11 protein-coding genes are annotated in these 22,313 nt (G+C 34.7%); all 11 read right to left on the bottom strand.

The window, feature by feature from the left end; translation table 11 throughout:
* Positions 1–10: 10 nt before the first annotated feature.
* The 11 genes from EG339_RS03845 to EG339_RS03895 all read right to left on the bottom strand — a co-directional run bounded on the left by EG339_RS03845 (position 11) and on the right by EG339_RS03895 (position 22,305).
* Positions 11–1,129, bottom strand: a complete 1,119-nt coding sequence (locus EG339_RS03845) for a glycosyltransferase family 4 protein (protein WP_123868937.1) — start codon at positions 1,127–1,129, stop codon at positions 11–13.
* A gap of 97 nt (positions 1,130–1,226) precedes the next feature.
* Positions 1,227–2,228, bottom strand: coding sequence for a glycosyltransferase family 2 protein (locus EG339_RS03850; RefSeq protein ID WP_123868938.1), 1,002 nt, complete (start codon positions 2,226–2,228; stop codon positions 1,227–1,229).
* Between the two features lie 3 nt (positions 2,229–2,231).
* On the bottom strand, positions 2,232–3,302 hold the full coding sequence (locus EG339_RS03855; RefSeq protein ID WP_123868939.1) for a formimidoylglutamase: 1,071 nt from the start codon (positions 3,300–3,302) through the stop codon (positions 2,232–2,234).
* Positions 3,303–3,451: 149 nt separating this feature from the next.
* Positions 3,452–6,013: a type I DNA topoisomerase gene (gene topA, locus EG339_RS03860; RefSeq protein WP_123868940.1), complete on the bottom strand. Its 2,562-nt coding sequence runs from the start codon at positions 6,011–6,013 to the stop codon at positions 3,452–3,454.
* A gap of 55 nt (positions 6,014–6,068) precedes the next feature.
* Complete coding sequence (locus tag EG339_RS03865; RefSeq protein WP_123868941.1) at positions 6,069–7,211, bottom strand: hypothetical protein; 1,143 nt, start codon at positions 7,209–7,211, stop codon at positions 6,069–6,071.
* Positions 7,212–7,321: 110 nt separating this feature from the next.
* Entirely contained in the window at positions 7,322–8,455 is a 1,134-nt protein-coding gene (locus tag EG339_RS03870) for an EpsG family protein (protein WP_123868942.1), read from the bottom strand.
* A gap of 69 nt (positions 8,456–8,524) precedes the next feature.
* On the bottom strand, positions 8,525–9,619 hold the full coding sequence (locus EG339_RS03875; RefSeq protein ID WP_123868943.1) for a hypothetical protein: 1,095 nt from the start codon (positions 9,617–9,619) through the stop codon (positions 8,525–8,527).
* Positions 9,620–9,943: 324 nt separating this feature from the next.
* Positions 9,944–15,007 (bottom strand): T9SS type A sorting domain-containing protein, encoded by a 5,064-nt coding sequence (locus tag EG339_RS03880; protein ID WP_164466410.1) that lies wholly within the window; start codon positions 15,005–15,007, stop codon positions 9,944–9,946.
* A gap of 743 nt (positions 15,008–15,750) precedes the next feature.
* Complete coding sequence (locus tag EG339_RS03885) at positions 15,751–19,548, bottom strand: T9SS type A sorting domain-containing protein (RefSeq protein ID WP_123868945.1); 3,798 nt, start codon at positions 19,546–19,548, stop codon at positions 15,751–15,753.
* Positions 19,549–20,132: 584 nt separating this feature from the next.
* The gene (locus EG339_RS03890) at positions 20,133–21,278 is read right to left on the bottom strand and encodes a hypothetical protein (RefSeq protein ID WP_123868946.1); all 1,146 of its coding nucleotides are present in this window, start codon (positions 21,276–21,278) and stop codon (positions 20,133–20,135) included.
* Between the two features lie 22 nt (positions 21,279–21,300).
* A complete protein-coding gene (locus EG339_RS03895) occupies positions 21,301–22,305 on the bottom strand; it encodes a hypothetical protein (protein ID WP_123868947.1) in 1,005 nt (334 codons plus the stop codon).
* Positions 22,306–22,313 lie beyond the last annotated feature (8 nt).

The raw sequence follows: 22,313 nt of genomic DNA on the forward strand, positions 1-22,313 counted from the left end.
TATTTAATTGTTAATTTTTGTTATTTCTTAACCGATATATCAAATCCGGTAAATATGCTCCCATAAAGCCCAGCAAAACAACAATCAACAACAGCAGATTCACATTGATATGTCTCAGATAATAGGCTACTGCTACAATCATTAAATAGTAGACAATAATATAAAATGTGGATCTTCTATGAGTAAGGTTTAATTTTAGAAGTTTGTGATGAATATGGTTTTTATCTGCATCAAAGGGAGATTTTTTATTATAAAGTCTTACGCAGATTACATTCAGCGTATCCACAATAGGTAATATCAAAATCGCTACAGCTACTACCGGAGCAGACTGCAGGTGATACCTTGGGACATCTGCAAGCTTTTTGTCAATAAAAATATCTATAAAGCAGATGGAAGTAAAAGCCAACAGAAAACCTAAAAGCATGGAGCCCGTATCTCCCATAAATACTTTGTTGGTTCTGTAATTTGAAAGGTTGTAGTATAAAAATGCCAAAACAGTTCCTACAATGACTACTGATAGAACCACCAACGGATAGTTATATTCACCTAACCTATAATAACTTATTCCAAACATTGCACTACAGATTACGGAATATCCTCCTGCAAGACCATCAATTCCATCAATAAGATTGAAAGCATTAATAAGGATAATAAAAGTAACAATACTGAATACTACACTCACAAAATAGCCGAGCTCAAAAACGCCAAATATTCCAAAAAGGCTTCTGATCCTGATATCTGAACCAATTACAATTAATGAGGATACTAAAATCTGAGCTACAAGTTTTTTGTATGCCCTCATGACCACAATATCATCCATTACTCCAATATACAGGAGAATAATTAGTGAGGCAAACAGGAATTTATACAGGTCGAACAGCTCGTAAGCAAAAATAGAGGCGCATATCCCTATGGAATAAAAGATGGCAATGCCTCCAAGATTTGGAATTTTTCTAAGATGTGAGCTTCTGATACCTGGTTCATCCATAAGGTTCTTCCTCCTGGATATCTTTACAATAGTAGGTATTGAGAAAAAGGTAATTAAAAAGGAGAATACAAAGCCTAGTCCTATTTTTATATAGAAAATAGGTATTCCCGATCCGCTTAAGAACAATTCAAAGTTTTTCATTCTTTTCTTATCCTGTACACATTATTTCTTCAGTTAAACCGGTGAAGCATATTTTCACCATATTCTACTGTCCGAGACAATTGCACTTACATTTGTGTTATATCAATCTTCTTATCAACTTTTTTTGTCCGGCAAAAAATAACAGATAAAAAATCTTTTTTTTCACTGGCAAAGATAAAAGATAATTTGTACCAAAACGACTATAGTTCAATATATCTTGAATTTTTATTTGTCTTTCTCTTATGAAAACAGACAGTTTATCAGCCATGCTGTAAAATGTTGTTTCATCTTTTACGAAGGCCAGATAGGCCAAAAAAGAGTACACTCCTTCAAAAATCTGAAAGTTTCTCAGCTCTTTCTCTTTATGGGCATATACGGATTGGCTGAATACACTTTCCACATCCTGTACAGCCTTCAGTATATCAAGTCCTTTTTCCGTATGGGTTTTGGTGATAGAATCCGTACGTTCAAGGTATTGATAGTGAAAATTCTGTGTCTGTGCAATGGTTTCACACTCCAGCAACAGCTGTGGGATCAGCTGAATATCTTCAAAATGAACTCCTTTTTTAAATCTTTTCTGATTAAAAAGTTCTTTTTTGAACAATTTATTACAGGCAAAGTAGCTTATATCTGAAAAAACGGAGAAATGATCTTCCAGTTTTATTTTTTCCGGCATATTAGGGATCTGGGTCAGCTTTTGGGTGACCGATCCGTTTTCATCTACTTTCTGAATATTACAGATTACTATTTCTGCCCGATGTTTTTGAGCGAGATGAAGCATTTCTTCAAACATGGTTTCCGTAACATAATCATCACTATCTACAAAACCTATGTAATCTCCTGTTGCTCTGTCTATACCAAAGTTCCTTGCATCACTTAACCCTCCATTATCTTTGGTAAATGCTTTTATTTTATCGGGATACTTATCTTCAAAACTTTTAATGATCTCCCCGGAATTATCTCTGCTTCCATCATTTATTACAAGAATTTCGACATTCTGATGGGTTTGATTTACCAGAGAGCCGAGGCATTTTGCCAAATAGTTTTCGACATTATAAACGGGAACAATAATTGAAATTCTTGAGGGAACGTTGGTCATACATTAAAATTTCGTCAGTCTTGCATTCAGCCAGCCTTTCTTAGCATCATCAAAATCCTTTCTTGAGCATGGAATACAGTTTTCTATATTTTCATCGTCACCAAAATACCACAAATTACTGAAAGTATCACGCTTAAATGCAAATTGTCTGTCATCAATTAAAACATAGAACAGTTCATACTGTCTTTCCTTGGGATGAGAATACTGAATATTGATCCCTTCAATGAGATACCAGAGCATTTGTGCTAAGAGCTGATGGTTCAGCTGGTTCTCTGAATAAATATTATAATTGAATATTCCTACCGTCTTCAGGTTTTCACTCAACCCGATCTCTTTCATATAGGCGCAAATTTCTCTTCTGTTCAGCCCATTTACCTGTGGATTCATAGAGAACGGTTCACTAAAGCTTTCTATGGCATCACAATTTACTGTAACCAGATCTGCTTTTCTGAAGAAAGGCTCTGTTCTTTCGGTAGAATTCATCATTTCTGCTAAACGGACGATATCAAATTCCACTTCTTTAATCAACCGCACAGAATCCATTTCATTTAAATGCTTCTGATAGCCCAAATGGTGGTAATTTTTAATAGAAAAGTTTTTAGCTCCGAAGATTTTCCCCAGGAAAGTATATTCATTAATTTCTTCTCCCTGTTTAAGGGAAATAATATTGCTGATCTGAGTGTAATTGATACTTTTCTGATGGAAATTCAATGCTGAAAACAATGAAAAAGCAAAATCATTGGAACCACCAATAATCACCGGAAGTGCTCTTTTATAATGACAGGCTGATAATACTTCCTGCAAAATATAATGGGTATCCTGAACAGATTTACCTGAGACGAGATCACCAAGATCCACAATCGGAATTTCAAAATCCAGCTGTGCAAGTTTGTAAAATTCTTGCCTTATTGCCGTAAAATCCTGTACTTCTGCATCACCACCTGCCCCTCTATAATCCGAAACGAATAAAAGAACAATACTGTCCTCTTTTATATCTTTTGTGATCCGGTTTCCGATCTGCCAGCTTTCTGTTTTAAAATTCCTTGGTGAAATGATAAAGTCTTCAAAATCCATATTGTAACCTGAAAGTATAATAGTTTAATAATTGCTTGGTATAACAAACATACAAAAAACGCTACAACTGGGGAATGCTGAGAAGGCTTTTATTCATAAAAAAAGCCGTTAACATAATTTGTTAACGGCTTTGTATGATATAATTAATATTATTTCTTCTTAGCTGCCGGCTTTTTAGCAGCTGTAGTTTTCTTAGTAGTTGCTGCCTTTTTTGCTGCAGGTTTTTTCTTTTCTGCAAAGGCATTTTTATCCTGATCTGTGATCCATTTCTTTACTTCTTCCAGGGAAATTTCTTTCAATTCTTCTGCATCGTACTTGGTATCATCACTTTTCTTTGGAATTTTGAACATGGCTTTTCCAAATTTGATGAAAGGTCCCCATCTACCGTTTTCAAGAGAAATCTTTTCTTTTTCCCATTGCTGGATATATCGGTTGGCTTCTTTTTCAAGCTTGGCATCAATCAGTTCATTGATATCACTTTGGGAAAGATTATCAAAGTTATATTTCTTCGGAACATTCACGAAAATATCTTTGTATTTAATGAACGGCCCGAATCTTCCGGTTCCTTTGGTTACAGGTTCTCCTTTGTATGTAGCAATCGGAGCATCCGCTCTTTTCTTCTCGTTAATGATCTCTTCCGCACGGTTTTGATCTACAGAAAGCGGATCTTCTCCTTTCGGAATGCTGATGAAAGTTTCTCCCCACTTTACATAAGGCCCGAACCTTCCTACTCCAACGGAAACGGCATGCCCTTCATAATCATTTAGCTCAAAAGGTAATTTGAACAGCTCCAATGCTTCTTCAAAGGTAATGGTTGCAATATTCTGGCCTGCCATTAATGACGCGAAGATTGGTTTTTCTTCATCATCTGTTTCTCCGATCTGGATCATGGCTCCAAACCTTCCGATTCTGGCATGAACATTTTTACCGGTCTTCGGATCAACCCCTAAAAGTCTGTCTCCTGTTGCACGGTCTGCATTTTCTTCTACATCTTCAATTCTTGGATGGAATTTAGAATAGAAGTTTGTCATCATTTCTTTCCATTTCTGGTCTCCGCTTGCAATTTCGTCGAAGCTTTCTTCTACTCTTGCCGTAAAGCCATAATCAAGGATTTCTCTGAAATTATCTGTTAAGAAATCATTCACAACTTCTCCTATGTCTGTAGGAACGAACTTATTTTTATCTCCACCGAATTTCTCTTCCAGAACTGATTTTTTGATTTTATCTTTTACCAAAGACATTTTGATTACTTCACGGGTATGTGGTTCAATCTCTCTTTTATCCACATATTCTCTGTTCTGGATGGTCTGAATAGTGGGCGCATAAGTAGACGGTCTTCCAATCCCTAATTCTTCAAGTTTTCTAACCAATCCGGCTTCAGTATATCTTGCACTTGGCCTTGTAAATTTTTCTGTTGCCGTAATGGATTTATAGCTTAGTACTTCGCCAACTTTTACTTTTGGTAATAGTTTTTCATTGTTTTCCTCATCATCGTCTTCAGTCTTTACAATCCCGTAAGCTTTAAGGAAACCATCAAAGATGATTACTTCCCCCTGAGCTTCAAAATGATGTGGTAATGAAGTATTTCCGATCTCAATTACTGTTTTTTCAATTTTAGCATTCGCCATCTGGGAAGCTAATGTTCTTCTGTAGATCAGCTGATACAGCTTATTCAGCTGTGCATCTCCAATGCTCTTCACTCCGAAATCTGTAGGACGGATGGCTTCGTGCGCTTCCTGGGCAGAAGCTGATTTTGTTGTATAATTTCTCGGAGAAGAGTATTCTGCTCCGTATTCTGAGATAATCTGTTTTTTGGCTCCTTCAATGGCTTCCTGAGAAAGGTTTACGGAATCTGTTCTCATGTACGTAATGAATCCTTCCTCATACAGTCTCTGTGCCAGACGCATGGTATTGGTTACATTATAACCTAATCTTGAAGAAGCTTCCTGCTGTAGTGTGGAAGTGGTAAAAGGTGCAGATGCAGAACGTGTTCCAGGCTTGGTTTCAACATTCAGAACTTTAAATTCTGTAGTTTTTGCCTGTTCAAGGAATTTTTCTGCTTCAGCTTCTTTCCCGAAGTCTTTTTTAAGTTTGGCAGCAATTTCCTGTTCTGTATTGTTTAAGAAAATTCCGTCCAGTTTAAAACTTGCTTTAGGCACAAACTCACGGATTTCCTTTTCTCTTTCAACAATTAACCTTACGGCTACCGACTGCACTCTTCCTGCGGAAAGCCCTGGTTTTACTTTTTTCCATAAAACCGGTGACATTTCAAAACCTACAATTCTGTCCAGCACCCTTCTTGCCTGCTGGGCATTTACTAAATTCTGATCAATATCCCTTGGATTTTCAATTGCTTTTAGAATGGCATTTTTAGTAATCTCGTGGAAAACAATTCTTTTTCTGTTTTCAGGCTTCAGTTTCAATTCATCTGCTAAGTGCCATGCAATGGCTTCTCCCTCGCGGTCTTCATCGGAAGCCAGCCAAACCATGTCTGCTTTCTTTACCGCGGCCTTTAATTCTGTAACCAATTTCTTCTTGTCTGCAGAAACTTCGTAATCAGGACTAAAGGTGGCAAGATCTATTCCCATTCCTTTTTTAGGCAGATCCCGGATATGACCGAAACTGGATTTTACTTCAAAATCCTTACCTAAATATTTCTGAATAGTTTTTGCCTTTGCCGGGGACTCTACGATTACTAAATTTTTCGACATTCTAAAAAAAATTTTTTGCAAAAGTAAAGCTTTTTTATTATATACTTTTTTGAAATCACATTTTATTTAATAATTCCACAGGAGCAACAAATACCCGGTAGAATATTCCTTCGAATGTAAATCCTTTTCCGGACATTTCTACTCTGTACAGGAGTGAGAGCAGTATAATAGCCATAGTAATGAAGAATTTTCTGTTAATGACTATCGGTTCATAGCTATACACTGAATCTCCTTTTTTCAGCATCATGGCAAAAAGGATGATTATCAGCATCATGTGGATATACAGCCACCTGCCCCAGTCTATAGCCAGGTAAAACAGTGGAAATGAAAAGATAAAGGCGCCTATCAATAATATATATAAAATCTTTCGTCCATTTAGATATTTTAAATAATAGCCAACATGGAATACACTTATCCCTAAGCTGATAAAGTAAAGCAGGTATTCATTAAGATGCTCTTTAATATACTGTCTTTCATCAATGTTCCAATAGAAGATCCCGTAGGTAGGATGTACTCCTCTTTTGTTCAGTATTTCTAATGACATTCCTTCGTTTACATTTTTTCCAAATGCAATAAGAGCAGCCGCAGGAATGATTACTGCAAGGAAGTATTTGATATATCTTTTGATCTCCAGTTTTCCGTTTTTCACATAGAGAGCAATGGCAAAGTAAGGGATGTAAAACAGCGTAACCTCATGTAAAAGTGTACTTATAAAAAGTAATAAGCAGAAGAGATATTCTTTATATTTTGAAAGTTTATCATGATCTAAAAGGTATACAAAATAAGTAAACAAAAGAAATACGATAAATTCTTTTTTCCCTACATAGGTTACTGTATTTAAAAGTCCTACAAAGCCAATAGAAGAGAGCAAAAGTGAAAGATAAAGCAAGTCTGTCAACTTATATCTGATGAGTTTTGTATAACACCAAAAGAACAGGGAAATAATTATAAATTGAAAAAAATAAACAATATAATTAAGACTGAACCCTGTTACATCCTGAATAATAAAAAAGAAACTTCCAGATAGCCCTCTTCTCTTGAAACCTCCGTCTTCATAATTAATAAGCCAGTCAGCAAGAATATACCCGTCATCTTTAAGGTTAAATGCGAGTGTAAAAGCAAGAGTATATATAGCTGTTATTATTACTAAAAAGTAGATAAAAATCTTGATATTAAAATTTTGAGCTATCTTTTTCATCTTCATAAGGCACTTTAATATTCAGAAAAATGATATAACGATTACTCTGTTATACATATCTGAGGTATTTTTTTTCTAAGTTATAAAACCAATTAGAAATCCATCCAATACTACGGTAATACAAAGTTTTTATAGGTATCAATAGAGTAATTTGCCTTTTTAGCATTAAAAACTGAAAAAATAACAAAATTAAAAAATATGATAAAAATAAGCCCTGAAAAAATAAACCGTCTTTCTATTTTAGAGACAACTGAAATTGCATTTCCCATAAGCAACATAACGAACCCCATGAAAACACCTACTAATCTGGAACTTAAGATAGGGTTTTCTCTCAGAATGAAAAATGCACAAATTCCTATTATGGTAACATTTCTATAGTATTCATAATAAGGGCTTTTCTCTTCTAATTTATCATTAAAATATAAAATAAAACATGTATAAAGAGTCATTAAGATCTCAGGTATACCAAAACCTCCATTAATTCTCGCGTATTGCTCATCCATATATCCGTTTACTCCATCTGAAATTGCAGTACCTCCTGCTACTGTATTTAAAAAGACTCCAATCTGCTCATATATTTTAAAGGGAGATAATATCATTGAAACTAAAACTAAACCAAAAATTAAGAATTTGCTCATAGGAATTCTTACCAACCAATATAATGGCAGGGTTGCCCATGCCGAAGTGTGAAATCCTGCAGCCAAAAACGCACATATAAGATACTTAAAGAGCTTCCTTTCTTTGATAAAAATAAAAGAATAAAACATAATTCCACCTGCTACCGCCTGTCTCATCTGGCCTCCTGTAGAAATTAACATTCCGGGAATAAACCCTAATAAAAGTAGAAGAGTGGGATAATCCGAAGTTTTAATCAAAAATGTATAGAATAATGTAAGTGAGATGATGGCCACTAACAGAGTCACTACATAAAAAGGAAGTCCCAGATCATACACAATCCTGTTCATCAGTACATACAGCCATTCTACTCCCATTTTGGGGGTATTGGTAAAAGGAATATTACTCAGGAGAATTGTCTTATAATCATAAATATAAGAATAGTCAAAAATTGCTCTATAAGATCCGTAATCTGGTCCTACCTCATTTCTTAAGCCAATCAGGATAATTTGAAAAAAACAAATGGTATATAATACCCGGGGATCTATATGTCCGCCGGAATATTCTTGAAAGGTAAGAAATAATAAAACAATGAAAATAATTATAAAATAAAGGGGTAATATGTCCATATGGCTAATTTATCAAAAAAATCAAATATTAATAAAATCTCATAACTTAAGCTTATCTTTTGAATTATTCTATGAATATCCACACCAGATCATCAATCTTCTTAAGGGGGCCGCTATTTCAATCCCATTTAGGTAAGGAGGAACTCTATAAAGAAAATTGGAAAGAAAAACTAACAATATAAAACTGATGCTCTTTTTTGAAAAGATAATCTTATAATCAGAAACAGAGGTCTTTATATCATAAGCGGGCAAAAGAGAAATAATCAATAAACTCCAGAAGATAAATAAATTATACAGCCATCTTCCAATATCAATGGCAATTAAAAACAATGGTATTGTACAAAACAGGCAAACCAAAAAGAAAACTACCAGTTTCTGTATATTTTCTTTCTTAAATTCTCTTATCAGTAAATAGAAAATAACATATACAAACTGTAATGTAAAAGTTATGATGTAAAGTAAATAGCCATAAAGGTGTTCATGGTAATAATCTAATTTGAAAAACTCATTTTCTTTCCATGCGAAGATATTATCCTTTTGAAAATTGATTCCGCAGGCTTTAATGATATCCAATGTATATTCTGATCCAATATTTTTCATACCTCCAAAAAACAGAAGTAATGCTGGAATACTGAACGATAATGAGATCATAATAAACTTAGAAAGTTCGAATTTTTTTGTATGGAAATAATACAAGACAACAAAACAAGGGAAAAAGAAAACAAAACTTTCATGTATAAATACAGAAACAAAAAACAGCAGATAAAAAGAATACCATCTCCATTTGCTAATGCTTCCCTTTGTAAGAAAATAGGTAAAAGAAGACAGCATAAACCATAAAACACCATCTTTTCTTGCTCCCATACCCGAATCTGAAACAAAGCCCCATAAGCAGAATGGTGTAAATAGAAATACAAAATCCAGAATATTATATTTTTTCAAATTGATTAGCCGCACCAGATAATAAAAGAAAAGAAAATGAAAGAGAAACTGGAAGAAAAACACAGTATACTGCACTTTTATCTGAAACTTCCCGTATATAAAGAAAATGATTGTTCCCAGTAATCCTCTTCTTTTAAAACCACCATCCTGATAATTAATCAGCCAGTCTCCAAAAGGATAACCATTGGCAATCTTGTATGCGAAATAAATCTTAAAAATCACAAAAAGAGTAATAAAGAATAAAAAAAATCGCAAAAAGTTATTTGTAATAGAACTCATTTGTGTTTTAATACTGTTAATTTGGAACCTCACAAAGGTAATTAATTTCACAAAAGGAATTATTAATATATGTTAAAGTTTTTACTGAATACCTGTAATTATTTAGAGGATTGTATCATGAGTAATAACAAGACTATCAAAGAGTTTCCCTCAAATAGATATCATAGTCCAATTAAGTCATTCAGATACAATTAAACGGATATTTACCTTTTTTATAAAAAAACCGTCTCAAAAACTGAGACGGTTTCAAATTTCACATTATTCGTATTACTCTTTAATGATCTTCACTATGGTTTCAGAATTGTTGATCCTTACCAAATAGGCTCCGGATAATAAAGAAGAAAGATCAGTCTGCTTATTTTCAAATTTCCCTTGTTTTACAAGCTGTCCTGAAACATTATAAATCTGGTAATAGTATTCTTTATCATCTGCATTGATGTATAAAGTATTCTTTACAGGATTAGGGAAAATTGTAAGTTTTTTTGTATCCTTCTGGATTTCCTCAATCTGTTTTTTAGCAAATGTATTTACCGCTTTTCCTGCTGCAAATTGTTGAACCGGTAATACATTAGGGTCATACCTTCCGATTTCTTTACCATTAACATCATACTGTATTTTTGCACAACGACAAGACATAGCTGCCTGAGGATAAACACCTATTCCTGATGATACGGCTCCGATATAGCTAACAGTAGGTGATTGAATTTTAAGAGCAATTGCCCACCCTGAGTTTAAATCGCCCAAAGATGCTGTCCAAAGTCCTGTAGAATTAGCAAATGTTGGCATGGTATTCGTAGATGTCGCTATTGATTTTGGTATCCATCCATTTCCACCAAGAAGCCCTCTAATTCCACTGGTAGGAATATTTCCTATGTTGTATTTAGATCCGCTGAAATTAAACACCCATCCCCAATATGAATTAAATCTCGAATAGGTAACAGATGGATCATAACCATAATAAGCAACATTGCTGGAGTTAGATAACATATACCCTGGGTATTTATATTCACCAACGGCATTATTACTAGCACCTTTTAATTGTGCCGCAACACCCTGCCCTATTCCGTATGTTGTTTGGTTTGGCATATTAGCAACTCCTTTATTGTAAAACCAAGGTGATGAACCTTTATTATAACCAAACAAACCAGCCATAGTAGTGTCAGGGATTCTATAGCCACTAGGACATGGATCAAATGGAGATTTTTCTGTATTATGTCCCCATCGTTCTGGCATCATTTCTCTTTCATCAGAAATCCAGTCTTTTACTTGAGCATTCGCTACATTTCTATTTTGTTTGGCATATCTTGCGTCTGCAGAATTATATACAATTTCTTCAAAACCGACCTCAGTAGCTGTTGTGAGTGAAGGATCATTATCTAAAGATGTATTATGAAATAAAAAATAGAAAGGATTTTCTACAGAATATTTCAATATTTTCCTTACTTTTTCATTAGGTTTGTCGCTTAGAGAGACTCCTGCTTCTTGTTTATAGGTATTATATTCCCTTGAATAGCCACTTGCTGTTTTATCTCTAAAGTTAGCATCAGAAATTGCTGCTGAATAACTTGTTGAACTTATAGTACCATCATTATTTGTAGCAGCTATTTGTCTAAATACTTGATAAGAAGGGCTTGGATAAGTTACATTAGGGGAAGCAGTACATGTACTACATCTATATAAGGTACCCCCGTTAAAATAGAAAGTCGGCAAAGGATCTTTTCTTCCCCATTGATAGTGCAATCCACTTGCAAAGTGAGTTTTGATATTAGATTCTGTCCTATCAGGAGTATTAATATCTATTGGAAGATCTTCTAAAGCTCCTAAATCTCTATCCATAAAAATTGTTTCCATAGGTGCAACTCCACTTTTTGTAGGATTAATAATTTGTCCACTTGTGTTGGGAGTAACCATTCCGTTATCGGTTGTTACACTAGAATTTTCTTCAGTAATGTACTTTGGTAATTCATTAACAACAGATCTTGGAGCCCAAATATGCCAACTCCAAACGATGGGATCTTGTAACTTTCCATTTACCCATTGTCCAGAATTTCCTCTATGGAAAGCAACTACTGCGTTACCAATAACATTGGGATTTAAAGTAATCCTAAGTTCGCTGTTTTCGTCAATATTACTAGAGCTAGGATATATCTCCATTTTACTGATTAAATTTTTATCAGTTGTCCATACGATACTTGGTTTATTTTGTGTTCCTTCTCTGAAAGTTCTATTCCCCTCTCCATTAAAGTACAGCATATCCATTGCAATTGCTTTTTTTAGTTTTATTTTTACAATTCTATCATCAGGACTGCTGGTATTTGTATAAGCTATAAAACTATTAGGTTCTTTTGCCCACTCTTTCAATCTGGTTATATCTGTTACTACATTAGGTCCGTCAAGATATCGAGTAGCAAACTCTTGATTACTCTCAATGAATTGTTTATTAGGGTCTGCTATACATCTACATGCACTTGCACCTTTAGTCATTGAAGTTTGATTAACTGTATATAGCATTTTTCCAGAATAATCACTTAAGAAGTCACTTACAATTCCTACTCCTCTTATCCCATTCCAAGGAGAATAGGTTGCTGTTGGCAGCCCACCTGTTGATCTCCAGTTAATATATCCCATTCTGTTAAAGCTAGAGACATAATCTACTTTTTCATTAGGTCCTAAAAACACATAAGCTCCTGTAATTGGAAGATACCCTATGTTCCTATTGTAGCTTGGGGTAGATTGATTATCTTGATTTGTAAAATCCCAACCCATTTGCGGATAAACTTTTACACTACTTAAAACAGGATTAACTGTCGTATATTTAAATTTAGAATTATCATTTAAATCATCATCTGCGCCACTATTTAATCTTCCCCATGGGCTCATGTTATTTCCAAAATTACTTCCCAAACTACCAGCATAGTGGGAAGGTATTCTCCAACCATTAGGACATGGGTCATAAGGAGATTTGAGTTCATACGATTTGCTATCTGCTTCTATGAAAATATCCTCAATTGTAGCATTTGCACCGCGATCAGTGGCTTTTCGCCCATTAGAGTATAGCCCTTTTCTATTATCAGACCAAAGATCCCAAGAAACTCTATTCTGTTCACTAGTTCCTAAAACTTTATATTCTACATCAGAAAACCAAGTTCCATAATCGGTGTTATCATAACCATTCCATCCTGCATAAGTAATTATTTTCAATGGGTTATTTACAGAAAATTTCAAGTTATTTACTATATTTTCATGCCCTATTATATTATTTCTTAAAATCCAACCTGTTTTTTTTGTGGTCTGAGGGGTTAGTTCTCCAAAATCAGCAGCATTATACTTGCCAGCTTTTCCATTGATAAAATAAGTTGAGCCATCTACGTGCCCTAGTGGAGGAATAGGATCTTTTCTTCCCCATTGATACATAAGGCCTATTGATTTATTTGAATCGTTACCTGTAAATTTAACATTGGTAGCGCCTAGATTTCTATTCATCCACTTCCATTCTTCATTTGGTATCGGGGAATTATCTACTCTTGTTTCAAAACCTTGCCTGAAAGTAGAACCGTTAATAGTAGGATCATCTGTTACCCAAACGTGCCAACTCCAAACTACATCATAATCATTACTTACGGCATTAAAAACATTAAATGAAACAACAGCATTACCTTCTCCTTTTGACAGATCTATAGGAACTTCAATTTCCGCATTTTCTCCTGTACCTCTGATTTGTAATTCATAATCATTACCTGACATTACTATACCTGCTTTATCTTCCCAGTATAAATAGGCTTTAACATTGGTACTGCTTATAGGACTATTAAAAGAAAAATCAGCATTAGAATGATCTTTCCATATTGCATATGCCTTTTTTACCGGTATTAGCAATCCCTTCTTATTTTTATCTTTTTCTATGTCAAAAATATAACTGTTCGGTGCTTTGGTCCAGTCTATAAAATCTGATTGAGCACCTGGATTGATCGTAAAACAGTTTACTGAACATTCTGATGCATCGTTTTTATAAGCTGTGGTATTTCCGAAAATACCTGTATACTTAATAAACTTAGAAATTTCCCTCTCAATATCTGGTAATGTTCTTATTGGTCCATATGTTATTGTAGCATTATTTCTTAATGCTCCCACTCCATACAGAGTCATCTCAGAAGTGTCAGAAATGCTTAAATTTTCAGAACCGGGGCCTCTTCTTGCTACATTATTAGTATACCCAAAATATGGACCTCCATAGTTGCTCGTAGTATTAGGATTTAAGTCAATATAAGTTCCATCGCTTTTGTAAATTCTTAACCCTGTCACAAGGCTGGATACAATAACGACCGGTTCCTGATCAGGAATAAACTCGGATAAATTTTTCCATGTTCTGTTATAGAGATTGAAATACCGGCTTTCTACATTAGTAGGGTTTTTGAAATTAAAATACCCGGGGCCATCAGCATCTCCAGGCCATTGACTGAATTTTATAAAAAACCCATTGGCTGAAAATTTCCCGGCAAACATATATACCGGATCATCATAGCTGTACAAATAAGGAATAGGATGCCCAGATGCTTCATTATAGATGAATTCAGGAGTAGAGCCAAGTGGATTACTGATTGCCCCTGTATTAACTAATTTTACAGATTTAGCACCATTGGGATCTGTAATAATGTCTGATGGATTGGTCGGGGAAAAAACAACATCATTCTTTTTGTTATCCATTAAAACATTACTGAGCTTGTTCCAGGAATAAGCTGATGTTACTCTATCCTTAATTCCCGTAACTTTTCCATTGGCATCTGTAGTAATTGTACCCTCTTTTTTGGGAGTTAAAAGCATGGTATACTCATTTTCATCCAGGTCACAATTACCAATGGAATAATCTCCCTGTTTGTAATGACTTATTGTCTTATTCCACACTACACTGGTAAAATTGTTGGTGTCAGAACTTAACTCAACCTTTAAATTGTAAGTTGGACTTGCTGAAGCAGGCAATTCAAAAGTTGCTTTTAAAGTTTCATTATACTGATTGTAAGAGTATAACGTCTTACACCAGGCTATCACCCATTCTCCCTGAGCATTTTGATACTTGATAGAGAGGAGAATGTTATTGTCCGTAAAAGGCTTGGAAAATTGGCCACTCAAGACCACAAGCCCCTTTTCATTCACATTCTGTGAAATGATGATAAGAGGATCCAGATCATAGGAGCCTGGCGGTAAAGCTGCCCTATGGTTGAATCCAATACTGGTCTCATCGGGCTTGGGGACAGATAATGCCCTTGCCCATGTATGAGACGATGCAATACAAAGTACTGCAGCAAAAATCTTTAAGGTCGATTTTTTTTCCATACGCATAGAATTAAAAGTATTTTAGATGGTGAATGAATATATAATCCCTATAATAGAATTTAAAAAAGTCCCAATCCCAACCTTTACAATCAAAATTGGAATTTTCTATTTATTATCTGGAAGATAGTGTGATTAAATCAAGCTCTTATAGGTGAGTTATAGGCAATGAAGAAAGTAATCTGCCCATGTGAACGTATTTTTTTTCATGTGTATCTGTTTTGAGTTTTCTTGTTATGTGTTTTTAAATAATTAAAGAGCCAGATAATTCTGATCTTTAGAGTCATAACAAAATTATTAAAAAAAAGATGTCCCACAATAGAGAAACTGCATTTTCGAAAAACAGAGCAGTTAAATCAAAATTAAGTGATTTATAAATTCATAAAGTTAATTTATGATAAAAAAGTTATAAAAAATCACCATTACACTTGAAAAAAGTAAATGAAAGTTCTATTTTTCAGGCTTTACAGGTTTAAACTTGTATTAATGGTAATAAATTATTGTTGATTGATTTTAAAACTTATTCAAATATTCTTGTGATATTTAATTGAAGTAATTTTTAAAAAAAATTTCAAAACAAGCTTTAGGAGTAATCCCATATCAATTCCCACCCAATACGATAGAACACGATCAGTAAATCAGTAGATGAAAGATGTTCATATAAATTAAACAGATATACTGCTTTTAGCTCCATAAAAAAACCGCCTCAAAAACTGAGACGGTTTCGAATATTACATTATTCATGGTTACTCTTTAATGATCTTCACTATGGTTTCAGAATTGTTGATCCTTACCAAATAGGCTCCGGATAATAAAGAAGAAAGATCAGTCTGGTCATTTTCAAACTTACCTGATTTCACCATCTCTCCTGATGTATTATAGATCTGATAGTAATATTCTCTAACCCCGTCATTACCCTTGATGTATAATTTACTTTTCACCGGATTAGGGAATACCTCAAGTTTATTCTGGCCTATTTTATCCTCAATTACTGATTTCGCTAAAACATTCGTTGCTCTAACTGCAGATAATGAGGTAACCTGAAGTTTAGGAATTGGGCCTAATTCGTTTCCGTTCTCATCATATTTTACTTTAACGCAACGGCAGTTTTGTGCAAAATACGGATCGGCATTACTACTGAACGGAATCAAATAATTTCCGATATACTGGATCTCCGTTCTTAATGCTCTTCCGGTATAATTAGAACCTAAGGCACCTAGCCAGAATCCCCCATAAACGTAATCAATAGCGTTGAAATCAGGAGAAGCAGGAAGGGCTTCTATAGTATTCCTGCCTCCTCTTACTCCCAGGTTGGCAAAACTTCCTATATTATAAGCCGCATAATTAAAAGAATATGCAATAGCTGCAGAACTGTAAGGATTCCTGTTAATTCTTGTCCCTCCATAATTGTTGGGAATACTCATTCCTGTAGTAGGCTTGTAAAAAGGGGTTGCCCCTATACTCGTATTAGACACCCCCGTTAAATCAGGGATTCTCCAGCCTTCAGGACAAGGATCGAATGGTGACTTTTTACCCCCTCTTCCCCATCTTTCCGGAGCCAGGTTAGGTTCGTCTGCCAGCCAGTCTGCCCCATTGGTATGGTTAGTATCTGCTGATTTCGTGGTCATATTAGGAACCATGAAGGTCATAGGGTTTTTCACCGAGTAGGATAATACTTTACTGATTTTATCAGCTACTTTATCGGTGCCCAAAACGTTCGCCTGCACGGAATAATCTGGATACTTTTTAAGATAGGAGTCTGAATAGTACGTGGCCGCAGGAAGTATAGTGTAGCTAACACTGCCATTAGCCTGTACAGTTCCTAAATAAACCGGAATTGAGTTCCTGTTGGCATTAACAAAGACAGGTAACGGATCTTTTCTTCCCCACTGGTAGTGCAACCCGCCGGTAGAAGTCGTTTTATTGGCTTCCGCAATGGCCTGGTTAGCCCCAAGGTCTCTGTCCATTATTTCTGTTTTGATAACTTCACCCGGCTTGATATAATTGATATAATTAACCGCTGCCTGATTAGGTAATTCAGTAACATAAGTAGCAGAGCTGATAGGAGTATTGGTTACCCAGATATGCCAACTCCAGTAAATAGAGTTGGTAATACTTCCGTTATGTAATGTAACCACAGCATTACCAGACTGGTTCGGCGCAATTTTAACATTGATCGTCGTATTGGAAATATCAGCCAATGAAGCAGGAGCAGTATTAGACAACGCAATATTGCTGATCAGACCTGTGGCAGTAGACCACAACACATTAACTTTCAGATTGTTGAAATTTGATGGATTTAGAATATCAGGATTGTTCAGCAGTTTGCTTTGAGCAGAGAATGCCTTACTGATTGGGATCTGAATAGTAGATTCTACTGTATTTTTAACAATGGTATAAGAGTTTGGATTGTTCAATCCTTCCCCATATTCCACCGCATTATTAAAGAATTCGGTAGGGAAGTTATAGTTATTGACTTCATACAGGGGATCTTTAATACATCTGCATCCATGAGCAGCAGAAGTTACCCCACCGGCTAAAGGATAATATTGATATCTTCCTGTGATTGAAGGTAAAGAAGGATCGGGAACATCCGGCTGATCTCTGTCTGGGATCATACGGAAGATTCTTGCTGAAATGGAAGGCGTTGCATCGAAAAACCGGGTCATTGTTGCTGTCCATAAATAGGTTTCATGCTGATCCGTATACTGGCCTTCATGATAACCTCTTACAAGCATGCCTGTACCAGGGAATATTCCCATATTATTTCCGCCTACATTACTAAGATCTATTCCCACATTATTGTAAATTTTGAACCCTTTCATGAAATCCGGGGTGTTATTATCATTGGGTTTGATGATATGGTACTTATTGGCTTCAAAAGTATTTATCGCTATGCTATTCTTAATACCAAATGGGCTGAAATCTACCCTCACATTATCAATATAACTTCCATTCCCCAAATTGGAAACCAGGACAGATGGGATCCTCCATCCGTTAGGACATGGATCAAAAGGTGATTTATCCCTATACGGATTGGCACTGTTATCATTACTCAAATCTCCGTTTGTAATAAAACCCTTGGAGTTATCAGACCATAAGTTTAATTCACTTAACCTATTGGCAGGCAGCGTTGTAGAATTACCAAACCAGTTTACCTGAAGACTGGCATTATTATTATAAAGAGCCTGTCCGGAATTATCATCTTTGTTCACATAAATTAAGCTTAATGGATTTTTAACGGATAGACGGAGGTTATTAGGAACTGTAGCATTGGACAATGTTACCGTTTTAATTAAATTATCTATCTTCTGAGAACCGTTAGCCATATTTCTGGACTGTCTGTGTCTTATCCTTCCTACAGATCCCGAAGCTTCATAGAAGTCATTTCCTTTGTATGCCAATGGAGGAATCGGATCTTTCCGTCCCCATTGGTAAAGCAGGCCTCCATTCTTATTAAATTCAGTTCCGGTGATGGTATTGCTTAAAGCTCCCAGGTTTCTATCCATCCATCCCCAGTCTGAATCCGGGATAAGTTCTACAGTTCCATCAGCCCTTTGTCTCTTCACCCCATCGAAACTTTTATATGTTGAGCCGTTGGTAGGGTCATCTGTAACCCATATATGCCAGGACCAGAAAATTTCTCCATTTACCCTGTAAGCGATTACAGCATTTCCTTCTTTTGTTTTATTGATCGGAACTTTTATTTTAGCTTCTTCTCCCGAACCTGTAATTTCCAGGCTGTAATTGTCTCCGGATTTTATTAATCCGTGGATATCTTCCCAATAGACATCAGCACTCACAGTACCGGAAGGTATAGGACTGCCTCCCATAAGAGGATTAGATTCCCACATTTTATATGCTTTTTTTACAGGGATATAAAGACCGTCTACATCTGCGTTGGTTTTCTTATCCTTACCTGTAAAGATATAGCTGTTTGGAGCTTTAGACCAGTCTGCAAAATCAGATACAGCACCCGCGTTAACCGTAAAGCAGGAAACAGGACACTCCTCTGTAACAGGATTAATAAAAATCTGGTTTTCATCCAGATTACAATTCCCATAGACATAGTCTGAATGCCTGTAGTGACTTATTGTTTTATTCCAAACAATTGACTCCCAGTTCGTAATATTTTTATTAGAGCTTAATTCGATTTTAACAGACTGTACATTCAGAGCTGATGATGGCAGCTCGAAATTAGCCGTAAGATCTTCATCATACCTGTAATTACCTGCAAAAGTTCTGCACCATACAGAAACCCAGTTATTCTGGTTATCCCTGTACTTTATAGTAACTTTTACATCTCCTATAGTATTGGGTTTTTGAAAATTTCCTTTAATAACTACCAATCCTTTCTCATACATATTTTGTGAAATGATGATAAGTGGGTCCAGATCATAGCTGCTTAGGGCTAAAGCTGACCTATATTTGAATAAAACATTGGTCTCAACAGGCTTGAGGATAGGTATCTTCCTTGCCCAGGTATAAGATGACGCAATACAAAGCATTGCAGTAAAAATCTTTAAGATGAATCTTTTTTTCATACCAATAGAATTAAAAAGTGTTTAGAGGTAAAAATGAATGCATATCCAAATAATACTTTGAAAATCAGATAGAAAATCAAAACATTATCTCGACCCCAGGATTTGTTGATAAATGCCAGGATCGTAAATTTATCATCTGGAAAACAGGGTATTTAAAAAAAGATTCTTATGAATAAATTGAAGAGACAGCGAACAGAAGGGTCCGCAAATAGGTAGAACATAATCTTTAATGATTACGTCTTTTTTAGTTTTCTGGTTATGCGTTTTTACAAACCCTCAAAAATCCCAGATACAGCTAATCTTTAAATTTTCAATAAAGTTACCAAAAAAAATGAAAAAAATTCCTATAATAGATAAATTCTATTTTTAAAGAAAGAAATATAATAAATAAAAAATGAATCATTTATATTATTCATAAACCATTATTACAATGAATAATGTCAAAAAAAATTCATATTGATCATTGAAAAAACAAATAAATCACGTACAATGTTTATATATTTTTCCCAATTTAGGTTAAAAAATCATTTTTGATTAATTTTAAATGTATTCTGGTAGTCTTATAGATTGAATCCACTTACTTTTTAAAAAAGTTTCAAAAAAAACTTTAGAGGCAATCCTATATCAAGCCCCAGTTCATATGATGGAACACGATAAGTAAAGTCAGCAATCAGAACGAGAGCAACGAAAATTGTATTCTTAGAATCAACTAAAGATCTGTCTATTAGCTTCATTTCACCCTTTCTGTAAGGAAGCTGGAAAATAAGGATAATAAAAAACAGAATAAAGTGATTATACAGCCATCTTCCCACATCAATAGCAATTAAAAACAAAGGAATAGTAGATATAATACATACAAAAAAAGCAATTAATAAAAGGCTTTTATTAGAAAATTGCTGCTTTTTGATGATAAAAATATAATATAGAAGGAAGAATAATTCTAGTATGAAGCTCACCAGATAAAGACTAACCGTATTTAAATGCTCCCAATAATATTGGGTCTTAATCAGCTCATTCTCTTTCCATTGAAAGATATTGGAGTCCTGTAGGCTGATACCGCTTTCTTTAACAAGCTGAAGTGTATAGCTATAATCTGGGTTAATATTTCCCATTAAAAAAATAAATACCGCCGGAATGAAAAAAGCCAATAATATTTTAAGACTCTTTTGAATGTCTAATTTTCCATTATGAAGAAATAATACAAGTAAAAAATAAGGAGTATAGAAAATAAAACTTTCGTGAATAAAAACGGACAAAAAGAAAGAAATCAACAAAATATACTCTCTAAATCCCGAATATTTATTCTTTATTAAACAGTAAGTAAAGATGGCAAAAAGAAGCCATAAAATTCCATCTTTCCTGGAACCAATCGCGGCATCAGAAAGAAAACCCCATAGGCAAAATGGAGTAAGAAATAGAAAAACGTCTATAATATTTGTCTGCTTCAATTTAAACAGTAATGACAGAAAATAAAAAAACAGAACATATACGATCGCCTGAACTACGAAAACAGAATATTGTAACTTTATTGAAAATGAATCATATAAAAAAACAAAAACAGTTCCTAGTAATCCTCTTCTTTTAAAACCACCATCCTGATAATTAATCAGCCAATCTGCAAAAGCAAACCCATTACATGCATAATAGGCAAATCCGATCTTAAATAAACAAATAACAGTAACCACTATAAGGTACCATCTTAGTTTAAATTCTTTCAGCGCTTTTTTCATCGGAACTAATTTATTATGAATCTCACTGTTTGGGTATCACATTTTTAAAATAATGCGCTGCTGTTATAATCCCCGTAAGAATTAATGGCAAGAAGAGTCTTGTTTCCCAGAACAGCCCTACCATAGCAATCATTATCAGGTAAGGAATGGCAAAGAACAGGTATTTTCTGATAAATATTTTTCCTGCCTCATTACACAATAAGTAACTGAAATATAAGCTTATTATTCCGAATAAAAGACCACTTAAGTTGAAAGGGCTGCTGAAATTATCCAGGAAGTAAATACCTTCCACAAAAGACACATTCTGAGGAATCATTATCCTAAGTCCTGCATACGGAACTATAAAAGCAATAGCTAATAATACAACTTCTCTGATGAAGGTAAAATCCTTTTTTTTCAGTTTTTCAAAATCGATACACAATGCAGCAAAGAAAGAGATATTCAGGCATGAAGTTTCTCTTGTCAGTGTAGAAACAAACACTACCCCGCATAAAAGAATAAAATCTGTAAGTTTCCTATTCTGCATATACTTTACCGTGAGTAATGCACCCAAAAGGTAAAAAAAGACCGCAATAGAATCACAGTTAGTAGGAACATACTGTATAATCACAATAAAAAATATTGCCAGCAGATGGATCATTCTTCTGATATTCAGGTGCAAAGGAGCTCCTGTAGGATTGAGCTTAAGAAGTGAATGCAAAACAACTGAAGACAGTACAAAAAAGAAACTGTTGATCAGAAAAATACTATGATAAAACAACGTTCCCTGCTTTAAAAGAAAGTTTTTCAGAAAAGGGAGATAGTGATTTACCATAAAAGTTACAGCTTCTGTAACGTGTATACTCAGATAATTGGGAATTATCCTGTAAGCATATACGGAAGCAAACATAAAATCAGGGGCCTTCTCCATAGTTTTCAATCTTACATAAGAAGATTCAAAACCATAGTAAGCCATTGCAAATAACAGAAACGGGAGCACTGCTACAAATAGAAATCCGTTTATTTTTTCGTCATTTTTTTTCAACATATCAAAAA

The organism is Chryseobacterium bernardetii, from assembly GCF_003815975.1.
In the GTDB taxonomy this organism is placed as follows: domain Bacteria; phylum Bacteroidota; class Bacteroidia; order Flavobacteriales; family Weeksellaceae; genus Chryseobacterium; species Chryseobacterium bernardetii.

What these genes read in the sequence shown, in the direction of transcription:
- EG339_RS03845 (WP_123868937.1), bottom strand. Translation starts at nt 1,129, where the DNA reads ATGAAAAACTTTGAATTGTTCTTAAGCGGATCGGGAATACCTATTTTC.
- EG339_RS03850 (WP_123868938.1), bottom strand. Translation starts at nt 2,228, where the DNA reads ATGACCAACGTTCCCTCAAGAATTTCAATTATTGTTCCCGTTTATAAT.
- EG339_RS03855 (WP_123868939.1), bottom strand. Translation starts at nt 3,302, where the DNA reads ATGGATTTTGAAGACTTTATCATTTCACCAAGGAATTTTAAAACAGAA.
- topA (WP_123868940.1), bottom strand. Translation starts at nt 6,013, where the DNA reads ATGTCGAAAAATTTAGTAATCGTAGAGTCCCCGGCAAAGGCAAAAACT.
- EG339_RS03865 (WP_123868941.1), bottom strand. Translation starts at nt 7,211, where the DNA reads ATGAAAAAGATAGCTCAAAATTTTAATATCAAGATTTTTATCTACTTT.
- EG339_RS03870 (WP_123868942.1), bottom strand. Translation starts at nt 8,455, where the DNA reads ATGGACATATTACCCCTTTATTTTATAATTATTTTCATTGTTTTATTA.
- EG339_RS03880 (WP_164466410.1), bottom strand. Translation starts at nt 15,007, where the DNA reads ATGGAAAAAAAATCGACCTTAAAGATTTTTGCTGCAGTACTTTGTATT.
- EG339_RS03885 (WP_123868945.1), bottom strand. Translation starts at nt 19,548, where the DNA reads ATGAAAAAAAGATTCATCTTAAAGATTTTTACTGCAATGCTTTGTATT.
- EG339_RS03890 (WP_123868946.1), bottom strand. Translation starts at nt 21,278, where the DNA reads ATGAAAAAAGCGCTGAAAGAATTTAAACTAAGATGGTACCTTATAGTG.
- EG339_RS03895 (WP_123868947.1), bottom strand. Translation starts at nt 22,305, where the DNA reads ATGTTGAAAAAAAATGACGAAAAAATAAACGGATTTCTATTTGTAGCA.